At 31.2% G+C, this 22,626-nt stretch carries 18 protein-coding genes and 2 pseudogenes; 17 read left to right on the top strand and 3 right to left on the bottom strand.

All coding sequences use genetic code 11. The features are described from left to right. Window positions 1–48: 48 nt before the first annotated feature. The 3 genes from D1606_RS13460 (at window position 49) to D1606_RS13450 (ending at window position 2,444) form a co-directional block, all read left to right on the top strand. Window positions 49–501, top strand: a complete 453-nt coding sequence (locus D1606_RS13460) for a GNAT family N-acetyltransferase (RefSeq protein WP_119416538.1) — start codon at window positions 49–51, stop codon at window positions 499–501. Window positions 502–751: 250 nt separating this feature from the next. After that, window positions 752–1,282, top strand: coding sequence for a GNAT family N-acetyltransferase (locus D1606_RS13455; RefSeq protein WP_119416537.1), 531 nt, complete (start codon window positions 752–754; stop codon window positions 1,280–1,282). Window positions 1,283–1,403: 121 nt separating this feature from the next. After that, the gene (locus tag D1606_RS13450) at window positions 1,404–2,444 is read left to right on the top strand and encodes a DUF1835 domain-containing protein (RefSeq protein WP_119416536.1); all 1,041 of its coding nucleotides are present in this window, start codon (window positions 1,404–1,406) and stop codon (window positions 2,442–2,444) included. A gap of 347 nt (window positions 2,445–2,791) precedes the next feature. Here the strand turns inward: D1606_RS13450 and D1606_RS13445 are convergent, their stop codons facing one another. Continuing rightward, window positions 2,792–3,091 (bottom strand): hypothetical protein, encoded by a 300-nt coding sequence (locus D1606_RS13445; protein ID WP_233548112.1) that lies wholly within the window; start codon window positions 3,089–3,091, stop codon window positions 2,792–2,794. 271 nt (window positions 3,092–3,362) lie between these two features. Here D1606_RS13445 and D1606_RS13440 point away from each other — a divergent pair, with 271 nt between their 5' ends. The 14 genes and pseudogenes from D1606_RS13440 to D1606_RS13370 all read left to right on the top strand — a co-directional run. Beyond that, window positions 3,363–3,770, top strand: a complete 408-nt coding sequence (locus tag D1606_RS13440) for a hypothetical protein (protein ID WP_119416534.1) — start codon at window positions 3,363–3,365, stop codon at window positions 3,768–3,770. Between the two features lie 359 nt (window positions 3,771–4,129). Beyond that, a complete protein-coding gene (locus tag D1606_RS13435) occupies window positions 4,130–4,789 on the top strand; it encodes a class I SAM-dependent methyltransferase (RefSeq protein WP_119416533.1) in 660 nt (219 codons plus the stop codon). Between the two features lie 163 nt (window positions 4,790–4,952). Further along, entirely contained in the window at window positions 4,953–5,444 is a 492-nt protein-coding gene (locus D1606_RS13430) for a GNAT family N-acetyltransferase (protein ID WP_119416532.1), read from the top strand. Window positions 5,445–5,673: 229 nt separating this feature from the next. Then, window positions 5,674–6,414, top strand: a complete 741-nt coding sequence (locus D1606_RS13425) for an arylamine N-acetyltransferase family protein (RefSeq protein WP_119416531.1) — start codon at window positions 5,674–5,676, stop codon at window positions 6,412–6,414. An 805-nt stretch (window positions 6,415–7,219) separates the two neighbouring features. After that, entirely contained in the window at window positions 7,220–10,552 is a 3,333-nt protein-coding gene (locus D1606_RS13420) for a DNRLRE domain-containing protein (protein WP_119416530.1), read from the top strand. Window positions 10,553–10,744: 192 nt separating this feature from the next. Continuing rightward, on the top strand, window positions 10,745–13,111 hold the full coding sequence (locus tag D1606_RS13415; RefSeq protein WP_119416529.1) for an RHS repeat domain-containing protein: 2,367 nt from the start codon (window positions 10,745–10,747) through the stop codon (window positions 13,109–13,111). A 33-nt stretch (window positions 13,112–13,144) separates the two neighbouring features. Then, complete coding sequence (locus D1606_RS13410) at window positions 13,145–13,675, top strand: hypothetical protein (protein WP_119416528.1); 531 nt, start codon at window positions 13,145–13,147, stop codon at window positions 13,673–13,675. A 512-nt stretch (window positions 13,676–14,187) separates the two neighbouring features. Continuing rightward, window positions 14,188–14,532 carry a hypothetical protein gene (locus D1606_RS13405; RefSeq protein ID WP_119416527.1) on the top strand — a complete coding sequence of 115 codons (345 nt, stop codon included), beginning with the start codon at window positions 14,188–14,190 and terminating at the stop codon, window positions 14,530–14,532. A gap of 50 nt (window positions 14,533–14,582) precedes the next feature. Further along, window positions 14,583–15,899 (top strand): RHS repeat-associated core domain-containing protein, encoded by a 1,317-nt coding sequence (locus D1606_RS13400; RefSeq protein ID WP_158582384.1) that lies wholly within the window; start codon window positions 14,583–14,585, stop codon window positions 15,897–15,899. A gap of 429 nt (window positions 15,900–16,328) precedes the next feature. Next, window positions 16,329–17,447 (top strand): RHS repeat domain-containing protein, encoded by a 1,119-nt coding sequence (locus tag D1606_RS13395; protein ID WP_483314015.1) that lies wholly within the window; start codon window positions 16,329–16,331, stop codon window positions 17,445–17,447. Window positions 17,448–17,938: 491 nt separating this feature from the next. Continuing rightward, window positions 17,939–19,060 carry an RHS repeat domain-containing protein gene (locus D1606_RS13385; RefSeq protein WP_483314014.1) on the top strand — a complete coding sequence of 374 codons (1,122 nt, stop codon included), beginning with the start codon at window positions 17,939–17,941 and terminating at the stop codon, window positions 19,058–19,060. 20 nt (window positions 19,061–19,080) lie between these two features. Beyond that, window positions 19,081–19,188: pseudogene (locus D1606_RS19330) on the top strand (polymorphic toxin type 35 domain-containing protein); the annotation flags it as partial. A 404-nt stretch (window positions 19,189–19,592) separates the two neighbouring features. Further along, entirely contained in the window at window positions 19,593–20,123 is a 531-nt protein-coding gene (locus D1606_RS13375) for a hypothetical protein (RefSeq protein WP_119416521.1), read from the top strand. Between the two features lie 131 nt (window positions 20,124–20,254). After that, a pseudogene (locus tag D1606_RS13370) lies at window positions 20,255–20,686 on the top strand (arylamine N-acetyltransferase); the annotation flags it as partial. A gap of 184 nt (window positions 20,687–20,870) precedes the next feature. On the opposite strand, the gene D1606_RS13365 reads toward D1606_RS13370, so the two are convergent. After that, window positions 20,871–21,863, bottom strand: a complete 993-nt coding sequence (locus D1606_RS13365; protein WP_119416519.1) for a DUF4179 domain-containing protein — start codon at window positions 21,861–21,863, stop codon at window positions 20,871–20,873. 11 nt (window positions 21,864–21,874) lie between these two features. Continuing rightward, entirely contained in the window at window positions 21,875–22,414 is a 540-nt protein-coding gene (locus D1606_RS13360) for a sigma-70 family RNA polymerase sigma factor (RefSeq protein ID WP_119416518.1), read from the bottom strand. Between the last annotated feature and the right edge of the window lie 212 nt (window positions 22,415–22,626).

The raw sequence follows: 22,626 nt of genomic DNA, 5'->3' as shown, positions 1-22,626 counted from the left end.
TTGTTATATAATAAAAGAATCTATCGTATACCAAGAAAGGTGAATAAGATGAATTTTCGATTGGCGACATTAGATGATTTAGAATGGATCATCGATTTACGTAAGCAATTATTGATTGAGGAAGGACAAATAGTTTCTTCTAACATTGATGAAGAATTAAATACCTTTTTTGAAAACCAGCTTACATCACATCAATATGTACAATGGCTAGTAGAAGAGGATAATAAAGTTATTGCAACAGGAGCTATTCAATTTATTTCATTTCCACCAAGCTATTTTAACCCAACAGGTATTAGAGACTATATTTTGAATATGTATACACATCCGGATTATAGAGGTAAAGGAATCGCTAAGCAATTAGTCAATCAATTATTAAAAGAAGCTCAACGAAGAAAGGTTCAACACATATTTTTAATTTCTTCGGAAATGGGTAAGCCCTTATATAAAAAAATTGGGTTTAAAGAAAATGATATTTATATGGAATATTTTATTCCGAAATGAAACAGTTAATACGAACGAATAAAGACAAATGTAATACATAAAAGCTAAAACAATCAGGTATGCTCTCACACTGAAGCTACGTCCTGTACGGTGGAACCTCCACTGATGGAAGTGTCACTTTAATAAAAAAATGCTTTTGTGTAATATCCTTTGAATAATCCCATCACCATCCATTTGAAGAAGAAGATAAGTCGAGGAATTTATAAAAGGCTACTAAAATGCTAACTAAAAATAGAAAGAGGCAATTATTATGGTGATAAAGGGAATATCCGTTTACTTAAGAGCTATTAAAGATGAAGATATGGAAAGCATTTATATGTCTTGTCAGGAAGAAGAGTTTTTGTATATGACTGGTACTCGTAAGTCATTTACACTTGATGAAATCATTAAAAGTTATAAACAGTTTAGTAAAGACCCCACACGTTATGATTTTGCCATTTGTTTAGTGGATACTAATGAAATAATAGGTGATTTGTCCATATTAGATATTGACCAGGACAATAAAAAGGCAGGTTTTAGAATATCACTGCATAGCAGAAAGACTTTGAATAAAGGTTATGGTACTGAAGCAACTCAACTTGCTCAAAAGTTTACTTTTGAGGAGCTTAAACTAAATCGTTTGGAATTAGAAGTATTTTCTCATAACATTCGGGGCATAAAAGCATACGAAAAAGCAGGGTTTAAAAAAGAAGGAACATTAAGACAATCCCTTTATATGAACAATAAATACTCTGATGAAATTATTATGGGAATACTTCTAGAAGACTATCAGGAGGTATAAATGAAAAAATTGTACCGATTGGTTGTGGAGGCTCTGGAAAATCTACGATAGGAAAAAAGTCTAAGATCATCTTGATGTTAGTGTACTTCATGGTAATATTTCCTGAAAAGGGGATGGCGAATTGTTTAATGAGATGAAAGATGCGATTGATCAATTGGATGAAAAAGAATTGAAATCTTTATTATTTCAATTCTTTTTCCGTATGCAAGCTGTTGAAAATAGAAAAGATTATTCAGAACAGCAGTTCTTCTTAGATATAAAAAATACATATAACGACCTGTTAGAAGAACGGGAAAATCATGCAATGGGCGAACAACACACACAATTTGATACTACTCATATCTTATTTGGCGATGCACCTACTGGTAGCTTGAAATTGGTTTTAAAAGAGTTAGGGATCAATCAAAAAGAAAAAATTGTCTCTTTTTCAGATCTATTTTCAATAGGTCCAATTTGGAAATTACATGAATCAAAAGGTATTTTTAATAGGCATGAATGGTTAAGAGCACATATAAATAATGAAGATGATATGTTAACCAACTATCAAGCTAAGTTTAAGCAGACTATTTTAGAAATTGAACAAATTCCAAGTCAACAACCTATTATTATTTGGGCTGGAGAAAATGCACATGAGCAAACAGGTTTAAGATTAGTTCTATATTTATTAAAAGAAAAAACTAGCGACATCTTGATCATTAATCCAAATGAAGCATATCAAACTAAACTTGATACAACTGAAATAGACTTTACGCTACGACATATGGGGGAACTCTCATTTGAACAACTAAAACAAATCTATGAAAATGAGAAAAATGCTCATGCACTAACGCAAACAGAACGAAAAACATTTGTACAGCAATGGGAACAACTATGTCAGGATAAAGAAGTTTTAAGAATCTGGGAAAATAATAAAATAATTAGTGTTCCTGAAACGTTTTACGACGAGTACATCATCAATACATTAAAGAAGTTTCATAAGAAGGATAAACAAAACGAATTCATAAAATCAGCACGAATAATCGGTGAAGTAGTCGGTCATTTAGATCAATATGTTGGCGATCATTTTATAGAATATCGCATCAAACGCTTAGTCGCCGATGGCATATTTGATATAGAAGATGTTACAAAGGCAATGCGATATTACAGTATTAAAGTTCGATAATCATATGCTAGGGATTCTTATTTACGAATCAATACAAAACCTCCATTTCAAGGATGGAGGTTTCATCATAATGACTGTCTTATGAAGCAGAACTCTTTCTTTCATTTCTGAACATAACATAAAATAGCACTATTAGAAAAAGAACACTAATTATAACGGTTAGCGTAATATAAAACGGATCTTTGTTTATATCTTCGGGAATGAACAGGGTTTTAATGAAATAAGGATTGTTATGTAGTAAATTTAAATATCGATTTTATAAAAAAGTTCCTAGAATGCTTCATAATCATATGGTGGATTATTGAAAAATACATGGGTAGCTTCTCAGTTATATGTTAAAACTCCTGTTAATGAACTAAAGGGGCAAAGATTAACATTAAAACTGAACTAGAAATAAGAAAAGCACTAAGTGTTTTTGAAAGTTTTACTCTGTGTTCGCCTTTATAAAACCCTGAAAATTGGAGCCTATTTCTATACAATACAAAAATTATTATAAGAATAGATATACCCACCATCCAACCTCCATTGGTATTATCAACATTTATTCCAAAATTCCCATAAACTAATTTTATTAAAGCACCCATTATGCTTCCAAGAATTAAAAAAATTGCTGTAATTCGAATGACTTCCAAAAATACTCGAAACATCATAACCCCCCTCTCTAGAAGCTAAACTTTCTATTTATCCATCTTTCACAAATTATTTTAGCAACTAATTATTTGTACAACAATTTGATATTAGTATCATAATTGAGAAAAGTTTTTCTTAAACCTCCCAATCTTTAAAGTACTAGTTATACAAATATAAATCAAACAGACATATTCGCTTCTTATATACAAATGATTTTTAATTTTGGACAAATATGTTAAATTGATTAACGAGATGAATTATAACATATATTGGAGGGATTTATGGAAAATGATTTATTTAATCAGACCATCTAAACTATTCGTTTTTATTTGTTTAGTTTTGCAATTGAACTTATATTTTTCTGCATTTTCCAAAATGAATGATTCGGTGATATTAGAGTATATCTTTTTATTCATTATTTTTATAACAGCAATTATTTTGTTTATAAATTTTGAGTTTGATATTTGTGATGCCGAATTAGTGTGCACGACAAAGTTTTTAGGTTTCTCAATATATAAAAAGGAAATTTACAAAAAGAATATTGTTAACATTAAACTTTCTAAGTCGAAAAATTGGACTTATATTAAATTTAAAAAAGGATTTAATGTGAAAATAAATGATTATAAATATAAAAAAATGCATGCAGATTTAATCGCTTTTGCTGAAAAAAATGATATTTGTATTGATGAAAAATAAATGAACTTATCTTGCTTAACATTTAAATTCAAAGTTTTTTGGAAACGTATTTGAATAACTTATATTTTATGTGAATTTATATGATTAACATTCTGAATAGTATAATTAAATAGAATGTTGATTTCCTCATAAATTTTATAGAGAGGATTTCACTTTCCTTCTTTTAGAGGACGATGACAAACCTTGAGGGTATGCTTAGAATCAAATACATTTCTGCAAGCCCTCAACACATTTAATTCGCAATTTAATGTAATTTTTGATTCATTATATTTTCAAAGTGGGAAATAAAATTCCGATACTATACGTTCCCAAATTAGAACCTTGGTAACGAAATCATTCTCGAAAAAGGAGATTTATCTATGTCTAACAATGAATTTAGCAATAATTTATCCAAATATGCGAATCCGAAAGAATATGATGAGTCCTATAAAAGTTATACGGCAGATTTAGAATTTATAGAAGATCATTTAGAGGGACGTAAACAAACAATTATTGAGCTTGCTTGTGGAACAGGGCGCTTAGCAATTCCTTTAGCTAGAAAAGGACATTTTGTATATGGTGTTGATATTCATGCAGGAATGTTGAAGTATGCACAAGAAAAAGCTGATGATGAAGGTCTTAACATTCACTTAAGCGTTCAGGATTGTACGCAATTAAACTTGCCTATCAAATCAAACTTTATATATATGACGGGTAACTCTTTCCAACATTTCTTAACTAATGAGAGTCAAGATGCTCTATTTATGTCGGTCAAAAAGCATTTAAACGCAAACGGCGAATTAATCTTTGATACGAGAAATCCTATTTTATATGAACTGTCAAATGTTGATATTACAGAAGAAACGATTGAGCAAAACGGAGAAATAACAAAAGTTATTCATAAGGAAGTATATGATTCTTTGACTCAAATTTTAGAATGTACTTCAATATACATTTCTTCAAAAAATGAATATAAAGATAGTATCAAACTGCGATATACATATCCATTAGAATTAAAAAGGGCTTTTACAACAACATGACTTTGAGTTAATAAATTTATATGGATCATGGAAAAAAGAAACGTTTGATGCAAATAGTATTTCAATGGTTGTTCATGCACGATTAAAGTAACCATCTTTGCATATTATTATTAGCAAGCATTCTCAAATAGAAATTTAATTTAACCAATGGGGTGGATAAACAGTGGTTCTAATCAGAAATCTTGAAAAAGGTGAATTTGATTTTTTAACGGATATGCTTTATGAATCTATTCATATTCCTCAAAATAAACCAAGCAAAGAAGATTTGATAAACTCAGCACATATAAAGAAATATCATGAAAATTGGGGGAGAAAAGGCGATAAAGCATTAATAGCAATAAATACGAATAGCCAACCAGTAGGTGCAGTCTGGTATCGATTGTTTAACGAATCTAATAAGGGGTATGGTTATATAGATAATAACACTCCCGAATTAGGAATAGCAGTGATTGAAGAAGCAAGGGGAATGGGAGTAGGAACTTTGCTAATGAAAAAGATAATACATCAAGCAATTTGCGAAGGATATAAATCAATTTCCTTAAGTGTAGACCCTGAAAATAGAGATGCAGTTCATATTTATAAGAAACTGGGTTTTGAAGATTATGCAGTATCAGGAACATCTATTACAATGGTGTATAAAATTAATGAACAGTAAATTTTTGAACAACTAACAGAGGCTTTAGCAGTACAAGGTTTTTAAAAGTTCAAAAAGGCGAGGAAATTAAACCCACTACATTAACTACTTATGAACGTATGTCCATTCTTCTGTTAGCATATTAAAAAGTGTAAAATAAATGGAGGAACCAGTTTCCTAAAAGGAAATGGCAGAATCTCGTATTTTGCACTGATTGCTAGACATATAGAAACATATAGTAGGTGAAAGCATGTTAACAAAGCGTTTTTTAGAAAGAATTCATTTAGAAAATACAACGATAGATTTGAAACATATGCCCATAATATTACGCCATATTGCGAAGTACATTCCTTTTGAGAATTTAGATGTGATGGACAAAACGACGAAGCCACTTTCGCTAGAGACAATTACGGAGAAACTTTTAACGAATCGTCGTGGTGGACTTTGCTATGAAATAAATACGTTATTATTTGAGGTGCTCCGTGAGAATCATCTAAATGTGAAGTTGATTTCTGCAGTTATATATGAAGAAACACGCCAAGCATTTTCAAAAACAGGCTACACACATACGGTCATATTACTAGAGGATCAAGGACATGCCTATTTAATAGATGCAGGTTTTGGGAATAATATACCATTAATACCTGTACCATTAGATGGTCAAGTCGTATCTTCAACGAATGGTGAATATAAAATAATCGATGATGAACTGTATATGAAACGTAGTTATCGTGACGAACAATTTAAGTTAGCATATCGTTTTAAACGAGAAAGTATCACTTGGAATCAGCTACGGATTTCGCAGCAAATTATTGAGCAAAGTGAAGATTCTATGTTTAACAAACGCGCATTATTAACAAAATGTACGGAAGATGGTACGGTGACACTTTCAGAAAATAATTTAGTTATTATGAAAAATGGTGAAAAGAACAACCGAGTTTTAACAGATGTTGAAAAGCAACAAGCTAAAAAGGATTATTTTTATCAGTAATGCAGATATGCAAAAGCATTTTGATTTAATTAAAAAATGTATGTTGCTAATTATTAAACATAAGACAACAAAATAATAAATTTAAGCCTATTCAAAATTTAGATGAATGGGCTTGTTATTTATATTTTGGCTGTTTTCGTAAATTTTGTTGCTTTAGGTAAAGAGTTTTATTCCACAAAACCAGCTAATAGAAGCTTTTAGTTATTCAATTAAAGGGCGCGTTTCCAAAGTAAAGGATCTACGTTTTTTTACATAAAAGGGCCATATTGTTGAACAACAACTTTTAAAAAATGGTATAGATAAAATTACAAAAAGAGGTGATTTCCGTACTTTCACTGTCTTAGAGGCCGAAGAAATGAATAAAAGGGTAAACGAATCCCGAAAAACGTTGAGATGGTTGGTGAACCGTGATTTATAGTTTTAACTAATAACTATGAACTGATTTTTATTTCACGCTCTTTTTCTTTACATAATCTAGAAATAAATGTCCATCAATTAGAAGTATTAACTAATGTCAATTTATGCTATGAATATAACCTGAAACTTTTTAAGCTGAACTGATTCAAAATTTAGTTTGGCTTTTTATTTTTTAAAACATTCGTCTTAGTAACTTATATGTTAAAAATAGTAATATGGTTATTAATCATCTTTCAATCCTTTAATTATTGATAATTGATTAAAAATAGCGTTTTTTTTCTTAAAGAGGAAATAAGTGACCATTAAAGACTCATTTATATCATTTTTTTGCTCATATATAATTAATTTGTAACATTTTTGTTATATAAGTAATTATTGGAGGCGCAAAATGAAACAATATTTAAAAAAATGGCTATCGTTATTTTTAGTCACCATTTTAATTGTTAGTATGATTCCTGAATATGTTGGTTTAGCATACTCAGATTCAAAAGAATCGGAAGAACAACAGACTGATTCGGAAAAAGAAACTATTTCTACTGACAATTTAAAAGAACTAAAAGATAAACGAACAGCTACAACGAAGACATTTACAGATGAAAAAGGAAACTATTACAAAGAAATTTATGCTGAAAAGGTCCACGTTAAACAGAATAATCAGTATGAAGACATTTCTGAGAACCTAACTTCTACTGGGACAGGCTATGTTACGACTGATACCACTCAACTAGAATCAAAGTTTCCACAATCGATTAAAAATGATCAGAGCATAACGTACAGCAAAGGGAATCACAAGCTCGTTTTTGAGTTAAGCTCTGCGACAAAAAATGATGAGAAGATACTCCCATCAACTTCAAGTAAAACCTCTACCAAAGAAAATGAGATCCAATATAAAAATATTTATCCGCAAATCGATTTACGTCATATTACTTTTAATGAGGAAGTAAAAGAAGACTGGATCGTCAATGAATATACAGGTATTCATCAATTTACGTATACGCTAAAAACCGATTTAGATGCAAAGCTTTTATCAGACGGTTCAGTTGGATTTTTCACGAATGATGAGAAAAAAGACAAGACCTTCGTCTTACCTAAGCCAATGATGATGGACTCAAATATGAATGAGACTAAAGGAGAAGGCGTCTATTCTGATAAGGTTCAGTATCAATTAACTAAAACAAAAGAAAATACGTATTCTCTAACATTAGATGCCAATGATGATTGGTTAAAATCCAAAAATCGTATTTACCCTGTTTACATTGATCCCTCTGTAACGATTGAAGCATTAGGAGATACATATGTTTCTAGTAAATACCCAACAGCAAACTTCAACAAACAATGGGACGCAGCACAAGGAGAGTATGTTTTACAAACAGGTTACTATGATAGTACATCTGGAACGAACTATCCATTTATCAAATTTAGTATTGTAGGAGAATTAAAAGGTGCTACGATTGATAGCGCAGACTTACAAGCATATGTAACGCATGCGTATTATGCTTCTCAAAAAAATGGCTTGTGGGTTGATGAGGTCAAAGGAAAATGGTTGGCGGGCGAATTAACCTGGAATAATAAGCCATCTTCTACAAAAATCACTTCAACATCGGTTGGGCGTGATGAATGGGCTCATTTTGATGTAACTGATACAATACAAGCTTGGGTTTCCGGGGAACGTTCTAATTACGGTTTTAAATTCCACACAAATGGGAATGGAAAGACCTATTGGAAAAAAATCACGGCGGCAGAAAGTACCAAAAAAGCAAAAATTGTTATTGCCTATAAATACGATAAAATGCCTACACCGACAATGACAGCAACTGCCGATGATGCAGCTTCTAAAACTGGTTCAGTAAATGTGAAGTGGAAGTCTGTGTATGGTGCAACTAGTTATGATTTACAAATGTTTGATGGAAAAGGTTATCAAAGTATTTACAAAGGAACTGCAACTAGTTGGAATTCTAAAGGACAAAAAGTTTTTCCAAAAGCACCTTATAGTTCATCAAGTACTTATAGCACAAGTAAATCAGGTGTTGAATTACCATTAGATCCAACCGAATTTTATTCTATAAAAGCGGGAACAACAGTTACATCTAAAGCCTATAAATTCCGTGTAATTCCACAATATCCTACTGGTAATGGCCCAACATCTTCAACAGTATCAAAAGCTATTCCTGTACCAGCTGGTGAACCTGATTTACCAACTGTAAAAGCTGAAAGCTATCCAGAAACAGATACAGTCAATAAAGGCCGTGGCTGGTTAGATATTAGTTGGAAAAAAGTTACGAACGCTACAGGCTATAAAGTCCGTATTTGGAATGGTGCAAAATATGAAAATTATACAGTAGGTAAAGACACATTATCTGTTAGTACAAAAGGTAAGAAAATTTGGCCAACTGACGAAGAAATCAAAGCAGGGAATACGGATCTTCATCAAGTAGAATTGGATAATTCATCAAGTGTCGGAACGGGTAGCGAACTCCCAATCGATCCAAGTACCACATATGGAAATACATCTAAACGTTATAGTGTTCGTGTTATTGCCATGTCAGCTGCAGGTGATTCACCTTCATCAGATGTTAACTATGGTTATATGCCCTTATACGCACCAAAAGAAGTAAAATTAACTTCAAATGATGATAACTTAGTCCAAAATAAAACAAGTTTTGATGTTGAGTGGAAAGAATCTACTGGTGCAAAATATTACGATGTGGTATTAAATGATGGAAGTAATGATAAAGTCATTAAGGTTAAAGGAAAGACCAGTATAACAACTGATGCGGAATACGATAACAATAAAAATTACACCGCAAAAGTACAAGCGTATTTTGATGATGACACCACGGCTCCTGAAACAGAAGAAGATAAGATTTTTGGGAAACGAGGTTTGAGTCCTGAAGCATCTTCAAATAGTGTAAAACCAAACCAACATTTAGAACTAATTGGTTTAGAGGATTACTTCACGTATGATGAAAACGAATTTGGTAATGCTTCTTCAAGTGTCAATGTCACAACAGGAAATATGGCGTTACAATTTACGGATGAGTCTCTTTATACAAGAGGTATTTTAGGGTATGATTTCAAGCGTACGTATAATTCGCGTTCAACAGATGACTCTGCTTTAGGGAAAGGTTGGACATTTGTCGGGAATGAAACATTATCTGTATTAGAAAATGAAGATGTTTTATATACAGATGAAGATGGCACTGTTCATACATTTAAAAAAGACGGTACACAATATACTTCACCAAAAGGATTGTATGAACAATTATTGCGAGTCAATGACACTACTTTTACATTGACAGATAAAAGTCAATTTTCACAAACATTTAAAATAGGCCAAAAATCAAATAACTTCTATCTTGCTTCTTACAAAGACCAATATGAAAATCAAATTGATTTTATTCGAAATGCTGAAGATCAATTAATCACTGTCTCAGAAAAAAATGGAATCGAAAAACAAAAAGAAATTAATATCTCGTATACTGATAACAAAATCAGTAAAGTACAATTTGCAGACCATTGGACAATGTATAAATACAATAGTGATTTATTAGACCATACGATAACCGGTAGTGATCAAACACCAAGTACGATTACTGAAAATTTCACTTATGAAAACGGACAACTGACAAAATACGAAGATGGTAAAAATAATCAAACTGTATTTTCATATTCGAAAAATGAGTTAACAATTTTTGACCAACAAGCTAAAGCTGTTCCTTAAGACATCTCAGTAACAAATACGTATCAATTTAATGAAAAAGAAAATGAATTTAAATCAATTGATACGGAAGGTTCAGAAACGCTTTATAGACGTGATCTGAAAAATAATTCGTACGCAGTCTCAGAAATAGAGAATAGTGATGCTACCACTACAACACAAGATTATGACGACCAATATAATATTACAGACTCAGTGGATGAAGAAGGAGTTACCACTCAATATAAATATGATAAATATGGTAATCTCGAAGAACAAACAAGTACTGATGGAACCATCACAAATAAATATAATGATTTTAACCAATTGATTAATAGTGTGGATGTAACAGGTGAGGTAACCAATAATCAATATCAAGGGCCCTATTTAAAATCTTCAACAGTTGGCGTTGAAACAACATCTTATGATTACGATGTATATGGTCGATCTACAAAAACATCCTATGCTAATGGAACATATGAAGAAACGAAATATAATGATGATGAACATACAGAAACTATAACAGATACAAATAATAACACTGTCACAACAAAATATGATGTATTTGGACGGAAAATAGCCTATACAGATGGTGAAGGTCGTAAAACATCCTACCAATACGATCCACTACATTTAGATGTTATTACCGTTGTAATAGATGGAAATCAAAGAACGGAATATAGTTATGATAATAATGAAAATTTGAAATCGGTTAACGATGCATTAGGACACGAAAAAAAATACGATTACAATTTGAATGACCAAGTCATAAAAACGATAATGCCAAAGACGGAAAACACCAATATGGAATTCAATTACGACTATAATTCAAATGGTGATTTAAAATTAGAAACATTACCTTCTGGCATTAAAAAAGACTATGAATATAATACGGTGGGAGATTTAGAAAATGTAAAAATTTCAAAAGATAATGCAGAAGTTTATTCTTGGAAACAGGAATATGATGATTCTGGTCGATTACAATCGATTAAGATAAATGGTAATGAAAATCCAGAAAAAGAATTTCAATATTATGAGGAGAATGGCGCATCAAAAAGCTATAATCATAATAATTTCACATCTGAATATCAATATGATAAAAATGAACGATTAGAGAAAAATCAAGTAAAGTATCAAAATGGTACAGATTCAGATAGTTTATCAAAAGAAATTTCATATAAACAAGATGCGGATAAATTAGATGTTGTAAAGGTAAATAGAGGAGATATAATCCTTCTCCATTACAAATATGATGAAGACATCCCAAATAACACAACAACCTTAACCGTTAATAACGGCTTATATAAACAAATACAGCAATTTAATAAAGCGAATTTATTACAATCTATTCAGTACCAACAAAACGACCAAGCAGCTGAAAGGATATACTACACTTATGATCAATCAGGTAACATTACAGAAGAGCAAACATCTGCCGGTACATTTCATTATGTATATGATAGCAATAACCAATTGACCAAAGAAACTTTGCCAGATGGAACCATAATCGAATATCAATATGATGCAGTAGGGAATCGTTTAGAAACCAAACAAGGATCAAAAGTAGATTCATTTGAATACAACCATGCCAACCAAATCACAACAAAAAATGGTGTAAACTATACTTATGATGCAGATGGAAATTTAACACAAGATGAGCACTACAAATACGAATACAACGCATTAGGTCAACAAACGCGTGTAACGGACTTAAACGGTAAAGAAATTGCCCGTTATGAATATGATGAAACAAGCTTACGTACCAAGAAAATCATGGGAGACGAAACGCACGAATACTTCTATGACAATGAAGTTCTAGTGATGGAAGTCATCAAGAAAAATAACCAAGTAAAGTACGTCTATTACCAATGGGATGACCACACACCACTTGGAATGATTGTAAAAGAAAAAGATACATTAGGAGAATGGAAAAATCAAGTATTTCATTACTGGACAAACCATCGTGGTGATGTCGTATCAATCAGAGATTACGAAGGAAAAGAAGTAGGTTCATATCAATACGATGCCTATGGAAATGTCTTATCCGGAGAGGGAGACATCGCAAAAGATAATCCAATTAGATATGCAGGCTATTATTATGATGAAGAAACCAAGAATTATTATTTACAAGCTCGATACTATAATCCAGTGAATGGTGCATTCTTAGCTTTAGATCCCGATTCAGGTGATGGTGATGAACCATTGTCACAGAATGGGTATGATTATGCTCGTAATAATCCCGTCATAATGTTAGATACAGATGGTAAGCGATTTAGAGGAGCATATAGAGTATATAAATCACTAAACGTAAAGGCAACAGTAAGTAAAATAAAAAAATCATGGAAGAATCGTAAATATGCAATTAAAGGTCCAAGTAAAAGAGATGGTAGAATATTAGCAATTGTAAACCGTAAAAAAAAGCAAACTAAAAGTGTGGATAGTAGATTTTTTGGATTAGATTATCATCAAATTAGAGAAAAGAAAAAGAGAACCACTAAAAAAGTCCTGCATCTTCATTGGAAATATAAAAAGAACAAACATTATTTTATATATCCTTCAAGGAAAAAAGTAAAATGGGAGTAGAACCTATTATCTTAGAGGAAAGAAGGACAAATATTGGAATTTGAATTTATAAAAAAAAATTATATCGAGGATAAGAATATTTACCGCATCTATAAGTATAAACAAATATATGAAATAGATTTATTTGAGGATGGAAATCGTAATTTAGAAAACCTTAAATTATTGTTTGAAAATAAGGTCCATCAACTTATTCTACAAGTTGATAAGAGTGAAAAATTAAACTTTGAAAAAGAATTGAAACTTCAAAATATTAGATATAAAATATATAATTTTAATAGAAGAAATATTTACTTTGTCATGGAATGTATTAATAAATCTCAAGAATCATATATTATTGATCTTTTTTATTGTGAAAGCATAATGAATGAATTAGCTATACTTTGTTTAGGAGAAAAGCTAAACATTGAGTTTGAAAAAATAAATGTTCATAAAATTAGTAGGCTTTTTCTAGGTGAAAGTTGGGTGCCGAGTATTCACTTAGATTCATTGTCAGCATGTGCTTTTATTCAATATGATGGAGCAGTGTTAACTATTGCGGAAAACGACTTAGATATTATTAATTGAAATAGTGTAAAGTGATATATTTAACTTTTTAAATACAAGGTACAAGATTTATGCAATGCCGTTTTAGGTGTGGGGTAAATGAGTTTTCTTCAAGTAAAGGGTGACGACTTTATTTCTCCAAGTGAATGAAGAACATTTAAAATAGGTATATAAGGTATTGTAACAACAGTTTTTAAAGAAATTAGATAGATATCCACTATGCGCATGCGTTTAAAAAGATGTAATTAAGACATAGGGTATTTATTTTGAATTTCTCAAAATAATGTTGGTTTGAAATAAAGTCGAGTTTGTAAAAGAGTTGCGATTCTTTGAATAAAGTCACGATGTTTCACCCCTTTGGATGTTTATCTAAAGGGTGTTCTTATAGTAATAGGAAAGAGATCTGAATTAAATTGCACATTAATGAACTGTTTCTTGGGTTAAATATATGGCAAGGTAAAGGTATAATATAATGTCTCAAGATAGATACTATAACAAGATTTTAAAGACTTTTTAAAAGGAGGTTCATCTGTATGGATAACAATGTTACATTGCAAGAATTTTTGAAAGAAGTATCAATAGAAAATGAATACTTACAAGAAAGTACGACTTATCGCAAAGAAACCGTACAACAAGTAATACAAGTGTTGAAAACAGTGCGGGATGTGACCCCTTTTTTAAAACGTTATGGGGCATTAGCTTATGTTTCTAAAGTGCTTTTTTCAACAACTTTAGAACGTCAAAAGGATGTAGCGAAAATGCTGAATGTTATTTTAAATGACTTACATTTAAAAAAGAATTTGTCTAGAGAGTTCCAAGAATGTTTAGCACAGCGCCACAAAAATAGAGGGCCAGTTAAATTAGTATTAACTAACTAGTGCAATTTATTCTAAATATCAATGCTGTTAGCTATTGTCAGTTGCTTTTTTTGTATAAAATCACAAAAATTGTTGGCAACAACTTACTTCAACATGTTACACTCCTTTCAGTCACAGATGGAAATGGTCATAAAACAACGTATCAATACGATAACAACAACAATTTAACGAATTTAACGGATGCATTAAATCGTCAAAAATCATACACATACAATGACAATGATCAAGTGACAACGGTTCAAATGCCGAATATGACGTTTACCTATGCGTATGATGAAAATGGTAATACAACATCGGTTGTACGCGATACGAAACCATTAAAAACATATGGTTATACAACGGAAAGTAATTTATTAGCGAACTACACGTTAGGCTTATTTACACAAAATTATGGATATGATGACAAAGAACGAATCAATCAAGTCACTACAAGCTATGACAAAGAATTTAAAGTCATAGAAGCTACCACATATAAAGAGAATAGTGACGATATTGATCATATTCAATATGCAGTAGACAACAATGTATTACATGATTACCAAAGTGATATCGATGGCACAAACAACAAAACAACGCTAACGCTTAATACAGACCTGTGGAAGCAAGTCTCACAAATGAATGATGCGAACTTATTGGGTTCAATAACGTACACAACAAAGGCGCTACAACCATTTGAAATTACGTATGACTACACGAAGAATGGGAATATCTCAACATCAACAGTCGATGGTCAAGTAAGTAACTTTGCATATGATGCCTACGGAAATATTCTAACTGTAGAAGGTGCAGTAGCTAAAGAAAATCCAATTCGTTATGCAGGTTACTACTATGACGATGAAACGAAGAACTATTATTTACAAGCACGTTACTATAACCCAGCGAATGGTGCATTCCTAGCATTAGATACACACCCTGGTGATGAGGATGAACCACTATCGCAAAATGGATATAGTTATGCGAATGGGAATCCCGTTATTAACATAGATCACAATGGAGAAAAAAGTTGGAAATGGGTCAGAAAAGAAGCGTTAGCTAGAGCAATTACTACTATTGTAGGACTAGCAATAGGAGCACATGGTATATACACAGCTGCTAGAATATTAAAAACTTATACGAAAAAAAAGGTAGTTAAATTAAAAATCGTTAAATATATAACTAAATTTGGTGTTTATAAAAATCTAGCCGTGCAAATTGCAGCGTATATAGTTAATGGAATAATAAATGTTTTGGGTTCTTCTATAGGAGGAGTTGCTGTTTGGATTCTTACACGCTACTTTTTTACTACAGTTACTAAATATGCAAAAAAATATGTATATTGGGGCCCGAAGGTCAAAATAACATATATCAACTTTGGAAAAAGGAAGTAATTATTAATGGTTGTTTATACGTTGTGGGTTATACTACTTTTATTATATCTAGCGACTTTTATTATTTTTTTGTTAAGTTTTTCTAATAAAATAAAATTCAAAAATTATATTATGATTTCCAATCTAATATTTATTTTAAATTATATCAATTATAATTATTATTTTAGATAAATCAATGTTCTATATAAAAGGAACTATGGGAGGGTTCTTTGCTTCATTTATAATTATTGCTTTCGCATATACTGATGCAAACAAACAACAAGAAAGAAGGATTAAGTTTCATACCATAAGTAGTATTACAATTTATATGATTTTAACTATTTTCATAGTGATATCATACTTTTGGAATTAATAGTAGAAAATTCCTTTTTAAGAATTAATATTTTGGAATAAAAATCTTAATAGATGAATATTATAATGTTTTGAGTCATAACCCTTCAAAGAATTTTAGATTTACAATACGATGAAGTTGGAAATCGAAAAGCGGCACATGTGAATGGAAAAGACTTCACGTTCAGTTATAATGATGCCAATCAAATTGAAAAGAAAAATGATACAGCTTACCAATATGATGCAGACGGTAACCTCCTACAAGATGAACACTTTAAATACACATATAACGAAGCACAACACTTAACAAGTGTTCAAACACTAAAAGGCGATGTAGTAGCCTCATACACATATGACGAAAATGGTTTGCGTTTAACCAAAACAGTTGGCGATACAACCCATGAATACTTCTATAATAACGAAGTACTAGACATGGAAGTCGTAAAGAAAAATGGTGAAGTCACACAATATCGTTATTACGAATGGAATGGCTACACACCACTTGGTATGATTGTGAAAGCGAAGAATGACGCAGGCAACTTTGAAACAAAGGCTTATCAATTCATTACGAACCATCGTGGTGATGTATTAAGTATTCGTGACGGCGAAGATAAAGAAGTTGGTTCATATCGTTATGATGCTTACGGAAATGTTTTATCTGTAGAAGGCGATGTCGCAAAAGACAACCCTATTCGCTATGCAGGTTACTATTATGATGAGGAAACAAGTAATTACTATTTACAAGCTCGATACTATAATCCAGAAAATGGAGCGTTTTTAGCTTTAGATCCACATCCAGGTGATGATGATGAACCTTTATCTCAGAATGGGTATACGTATGGGAGTAATAATCCAGTGATGCATGTGGATCCAGAAGGACAGTTTTCTGTACAAACTAGAATATTAGTAGGAGCAATTAATGTTATAATTACTCTTGCTTTAGGCGGGTATTCAATTATTAATTTGTTGAGACTAAATAAAGCGTATAAGAAAAAAGCTATTAAAATCATTAAAGGTAAAAAACATAAGATGAAAATGAGAGTAACAAGTTATTTAACTAATTTTAGAATAAAATTAGGCCTAGCAATTGCAATTTCAGGAATTATCGTTAATTCCATTATAGGTGCATTTAACTCATCGTATGGTTCAATAGCAGTTTGGGTACTTAAAAGATACTTCAAAACTTTCAAAAAAAGGAAAGTAGAATATATTAAATGATAATAGTTCAAAAAATTATCCTTCTTAGTATTGGTTTGTACTCATTAGCCATGATTTTACTAATAGTTTTTAAAAGAGATAAGATAAAATTATTAACTAATAAAAATGCGGATAAAATAGGGAGAATTATGGTATTTATTTGCGTTATTAATCTTATATGTACCGTTATTAACCCATCACTTTGGATTTTTAATTTATCAATTCAAATTTTATTCATTGAAATAATTTGCATTATATTATTTAGGATTGTGGTTGAAAAACCCAATAAGTTGTATTTTATAATTCTATGTTTCACTTTTTCTTTAATGCTAATTTTGCAATTTTTCATACCAATTATACTTAATGCTAGTTGATTAATTGATTTTAAAAATAAGTGCCAGTCACCAAAATAATTCTGATAATACGCTCTAATTTAAGTCGTAGGATCCCCAATATTTTTTACATGTTGGGGATCTTCTTCTATTTATATAATTTGCAGACAATAAAATGCCATAACACTCAATAATGATTTATTAAAACAAGTTGCAAAGTTTAATGATGCCAACTTACTATCTTCCTTCACATATACAACCAAGGTACAACAATCATTTGAAATTGGTTATGAATATACGAATGGCGTTAATATTTTAAAAGAAACCGTGCAAGGAAAATCAACAGCTTATGAATACGATGGTAATAACCAACAAACATTCGCAAATGGCGATGTCAATACGTATCAATACGATGAAGTCGGAAATCGAAAATCAGCACATGTAAATGGAAAAGACTTCACGTTCAGTTATAATGATGCCAATCAAATTGAAAAGAAAAATGATACAGCTTACCAATATGATGCAGACGGTAACCTCCTACAAGATGAACACTTTAAATACACATATAACGAAGCACAGCGACTAACAAGTGTTCAAACACTAAAAGGCGATGTAGTAGCCTCATACACATATGACGAAAATGGTTTGCGTTTAACCAAAACAGTTGGCGATACAACCCATGAATACTTCTATAATAACGAAGTACTAGACATGGAAGTCGTAAAGAAAAATGGTGAAGTTACACAATACCGTTATTATGAATGGAATGGTTACACACCACTTGGTATGATTGTGAAAGAAAAAGATACAACAGGAAATTTCCGAACAAAAATGTACCAATACATCACCAATCAACGAGGAGATGTGTTAAGCATTCGCGATCAAGACGACCAAGAAGTTGGCTCATATAGTTATGATGCTTATGGAAATGTATTATCCGTAGAAGGTGATGTCGCAAAAGCCAACTCTATCCGCTATGCAGGTTACTATTATGATGAAGAAACAAAGAATTATTATTTACAAGCTCGATACTATAATCCTGAAAACGGAGCATTCCTAGCCCTTGATCCACATCCTGGTGATGATAATGATCCATTGTCACAAAATGGTTATACGTATGGGAATAATAATCCAGTGATTCATGTAGATCCAGATGGAAATGCTCCTGCATTAGTTATGGCAATTGGTCGAGGTTTATGGGCTTTAGGTAAATGGATTTGGAAAGGAGCAAAGTGGGTTTGGAATAGTACAAAAAAACTTAAAAAGAAGCCTAAAAATAGTATTGTTATAAATTCTAACTAAAAAAACTAAATGACCAAAAACAAGCGCATATCCTACAAGGTAAACATTTGTGGGGAAAAGTAGTAAGAAATCCGAAAGATTGGAATGATGTATCTAAGGTTATTTCAACTGTTTTAAAAAAAGGATAGAAAAAAGATTTATAAGATAAAAAAGAAAACAGTGGTTGTAACTTTTAAGAGGAGTGGTGAAAAAAAATATATATCAGATGCATGGGTTAGAAAGTAAGAAAAAATAAAGATATTCAGATATTGATGATTGGCTATTATAATAAAATAGATTTATGATAATAAGAATCTAATTATTTTTGTAAAAAAATGGATGTAAACTATAGAAGAAAAAATTTTAAAGTTTTAATGAGTGAAACTATATATTTACCTACTATCTTTATAGGTGGTCGTTTAATATTCGAAATGATAGCAATCGGGTTAAAGAAGGTATGTCAAATCACCACTATATCCCAAAGCATGAAGTAATATTTGTTATGCTATCAACGAAAATTTAATTAAAAATTTTTAGAAGGAGACATAATATAATGATTAATTGGCGCTGGAGTGAAGTTGATATATTAGAAAGCCAAGAAAGATGGAATGAAGCAAAATTACTCCTTGAAAAAAAGTGGAATGAGGATCCTGTAGATGTAAAAATTGTTATTAAACTTGGCTTCTTTTGCTGGTATATCTTAGTCGAAGAGGACTGTATAGGAGGAGAAAAATTAGATTCTAATGAATTAGAGGCTAGGTTAAATGAGTTAACTCATTTTGGTTTGGCCAATTTTATGGAAAATGAAGATTTTCGTTGGTGTTTTGGTTATATGATTTCACAGTTCCCATATTACTTCGGTGATTACGAACATTGGGAAGAAAAAGGGATTTCGATGTTAAAACGTGCTTATGAACTATGTCCCGATGACCCAGTGTATAAATATTCTTATTTAGGTTCTCTCCCTGAAAGTGGCGGAAAACTTAAAGCTGAATTACAACAAGTACAAACTATTCTTGGTGATAGATTTCAAGGAGAAGGCATATTATCCGATTATTTTAAAGATGTATGGAGGATTAAGTAGGAAAACCTGAAAATAGATTTTTGACCAATTTTTAGAGTGGAATATAAGTAATTGATGGAGTCTCCTTATTAAGAATAAAGTGCCAGTCACCAAAACAATAAGAAACAAGACAAGCATTTTCAAAAACAGGCTACACACACACTGTCATATTATTAGAGGAGCAAGGACATGCATATTTAATTGATGCAGGTTTTGGAAACAATATACCGTTAATACCTGTACCATTAGATGGTCAAGTCGTATCTTCAACGAATGGTGCCTATAAAATAATTGATGATGAACTGTATATGAAACGTAGTTATCGTGACGAACAATTTAAATTAGCATATCGTTTTAAACGAGAAAGTATCACCTGGGATCAATTACGGATTTCGCAGCAAATTATTGAGCAAAGTGAAGACTCTATGTTTAATAAGCGTGCATTATTAACAAAATGTACGGAAGATGGTACGGTGACACTATCAGAAAATAATTTAGTTATTATGAAAAATGGCGAAAAGAAGAATCGAGTTTTAACGGATATTGAAAAGCAACAAGCTAAAAAAGAGTACTTTTATCAGTAATGCAAGATTTGTAAAATTATTTAGATATTCTTGGTAATTTATGTTTTGAAACAGAAGAAAAAAGAATAATAAAATTTTTGAGTTAGGAAAGTTGAATATATACAAAAAGTCAGTTCTATTTTAATTGGAACTGACTTTTTTGAGAAGATTAGAATGGAGTAATAATCTTACATTCTACATAATATTAAGGATTGATTGGTATAGATTTTTCTGGCACTTTACCTGGTTTAGTTGCATGGTGGTTTGGTGAGTACTCATAAGGTACTAAATAATATTTCTCTGCTGTTAAATCAATTGATGGGTATCTGTTATAAGAGCCTTCACCAGTAATCGCGCTATTTTCAGGTAATATTTCAGTTCCAGATTCACTTACTATTTTAAAAGCAATATGATTTGCTTGCTCTGGCCAGTCATAATAGAGCACCGTTGATATTGGTGTTATAATCATTTTCTTTATTTTAATAGATTGCTCATTCCCAAGATTTATTACTTTATTGAATGTAATGGTTTTGCTTGCTTTTGCTAACTTTTCAGTTGGAACTTCAATGTCAAAGACCCAAGGGTGGTCTAAAGGCATTTCATAGTCTAGGTCATTGAACTCAATATGAAAGCGAATAGTTTCACCAATTGAAATTTCTGTAAGTTCAACATCATTGTAAATAGTATACATGGAGTCATTTAACTCTATAGATTGGCCGCCTTTAGTTGAGGTTAGATTTTGACCATTGATCATTACTTTTGGTAATGGGTTCATTTTATAATTAAATTCAACCCCCTTTGCTGGTTCGAAAGTGGAACTGATTAATAATCGCCCACCATCAATCATGACTTCGTTCAATGTAAATTTACCATACTCGTTTTCAGCCGTTTCTCCTATTTCAGTTTTATATGAGGAATAGTCAATTTCTTCATTTGAATTTAGATACTTTTCAATGGTTTCACCAACAAAAGGCATATCCGCTATAGATACCGTACCTGTACTAATTGAAATCCCTGTTGCTAGAATAGCAGCTGATGCTGTAACTCCTAAATATTTCTTTACGTGAGATGGCTTTTCTTTTCTTATTTTTTTTAATATACGTTTTTCCCATTTCTTTTTTTCGAAGTTTGTAAGATTTTGTTCTTCATATTCTTCCAAATCAATATTCATCTCATTTAAATCCTTATAAATAGACATATTCTCACTCCTCACACTTCATTTTTTTGAACTAAAATACTTTTAAGCTTTTTACGTCCTCTGGAAAGCTTGTTGTAAACCCAAGACTCTTTTACATCAAATTCTTTTGCTATTTCACTTGAAGGGGTACCTTCTAAATAGTATTTTTCAAAGATTTTACGTTCACTAGCTGACAGTTGCTCAAGGAGTTCCTCAACATAGATTTCTTCTGATGATTGTTTTCCTTTTATCATAGATTCATCAATATCTGAAACTGAAAATTGCTTATTTTGTATGGTGATTTGTCTTCTTTGATAATCAATTGCTTTATACTTTGCAATCGCTGCAATCCATTGTTTAAATGAATTTTTCGTAGGATCAAAGGAATGGATATTATTCCATATTGATAACAAAACATCATCAAGGCATTCTTCATAATCTTGCTGCTGGTAATTTAAATGGCGTTTAATAATCGCTGTAAGTAAACCACCATACTGATTAATAATAAAAGGAATAGCTTTTTCATTTTTCTTCTGTATGTGTTGTACAACATTGTTCTCTGTGATTTTCAAATGTTCACCCCTCACTATAAATATTGGTACCTACTATGTATTACGAAATAAATACAATAAATCTATCACAAAAGAAAAAAAGATTGACTGAATTTCTAGTACTTAGGTTATTTTCCTTATAATTTAAAATACGAAGTAAATATATATTAACAAATTGGAATTATTTTACGTTTAATTTTTGAAATGTTTTATGCAAAAATGATATTTTATAA

Origin of the sequence: Rummeliibacillus sp. POC4 (assembly GCF_003576525.1) — a bacterium.
GTDB lineage: Bacteria > Bacillota > Bacilli > Bacillales_A > Planococcaceae > Rummeliibacillus.
Note: the sequence above shows the minus strand (reverse complement) of the source record. Positions and strands in the feature narration are given on the sequence as shown.

Coding starts and splice junctions, on each gene's coding strand:
- D1606_RS13365 (WP_119416519.1), bottom strand. CDS start 21,863: ATGTCTATTTATAAGGATTTAAATGAGATGAATATTGATTTGGAAGAA.
- D1606_RS13455 (WP_119416537.1), top strand. CDS start 752: ATGGTGATAAAGGGAATATCCGTTTACTTAAGAGCTATTAAAGATGAA.
- D1606_RS13435 (WP_119416533.1), top strand. CDS start 4,130: ATGTCTAACAATGAATTTAGCAATAATTTATCCAAATATGCGAATCCG.
- D1606_RS13425 (WP_119416531.1), top strand. CDS start 5,674: ATGTTAACAAAGCGTTTTTTAGAAAGAATTCATTTAGAAAATACAACG.
- D1606_RS13445 (WP_233548112.1), bottom strand. CDS start 3,091: ATGTTTCGAGTATTTTTGGAAGTCATTCGAATTACAGCAATTTTTTTA.
- D1606_RS13420 (WP_119416530.1), top strand. CDS start 7,220: ATGAAACAATATTTAAAAAAATGGCTATCGTTATTTTTAGTCACCATT.
- D1606_RS13405 (WP_119416527.1), top strand. CDS start 14,188: ATGGATAACAATGTTACATTGCAAGAATTTTTGAAAGAAGTATCAATA.
- D1606_RS13375 (WP_119416521.1), top strand. CDS start 19,593: ATGATTAATTGGCGCTGGAGTGAAGTTGATATATTAGAAAGCCAAGAA.
- D1606_RS13440 (WP_119416534.1), top strand. CDS start 3,363: ATGATTTATTTAATCAGACCATCTAAACTATTCGTTTTTATTTGTTTA.
- D1606_RS13460 (WP_119416538.1), top strand. CDS start 49: ATGAATTTTCGATTGGCGACATTAGATGATTTAGAATGGATCATCGAT.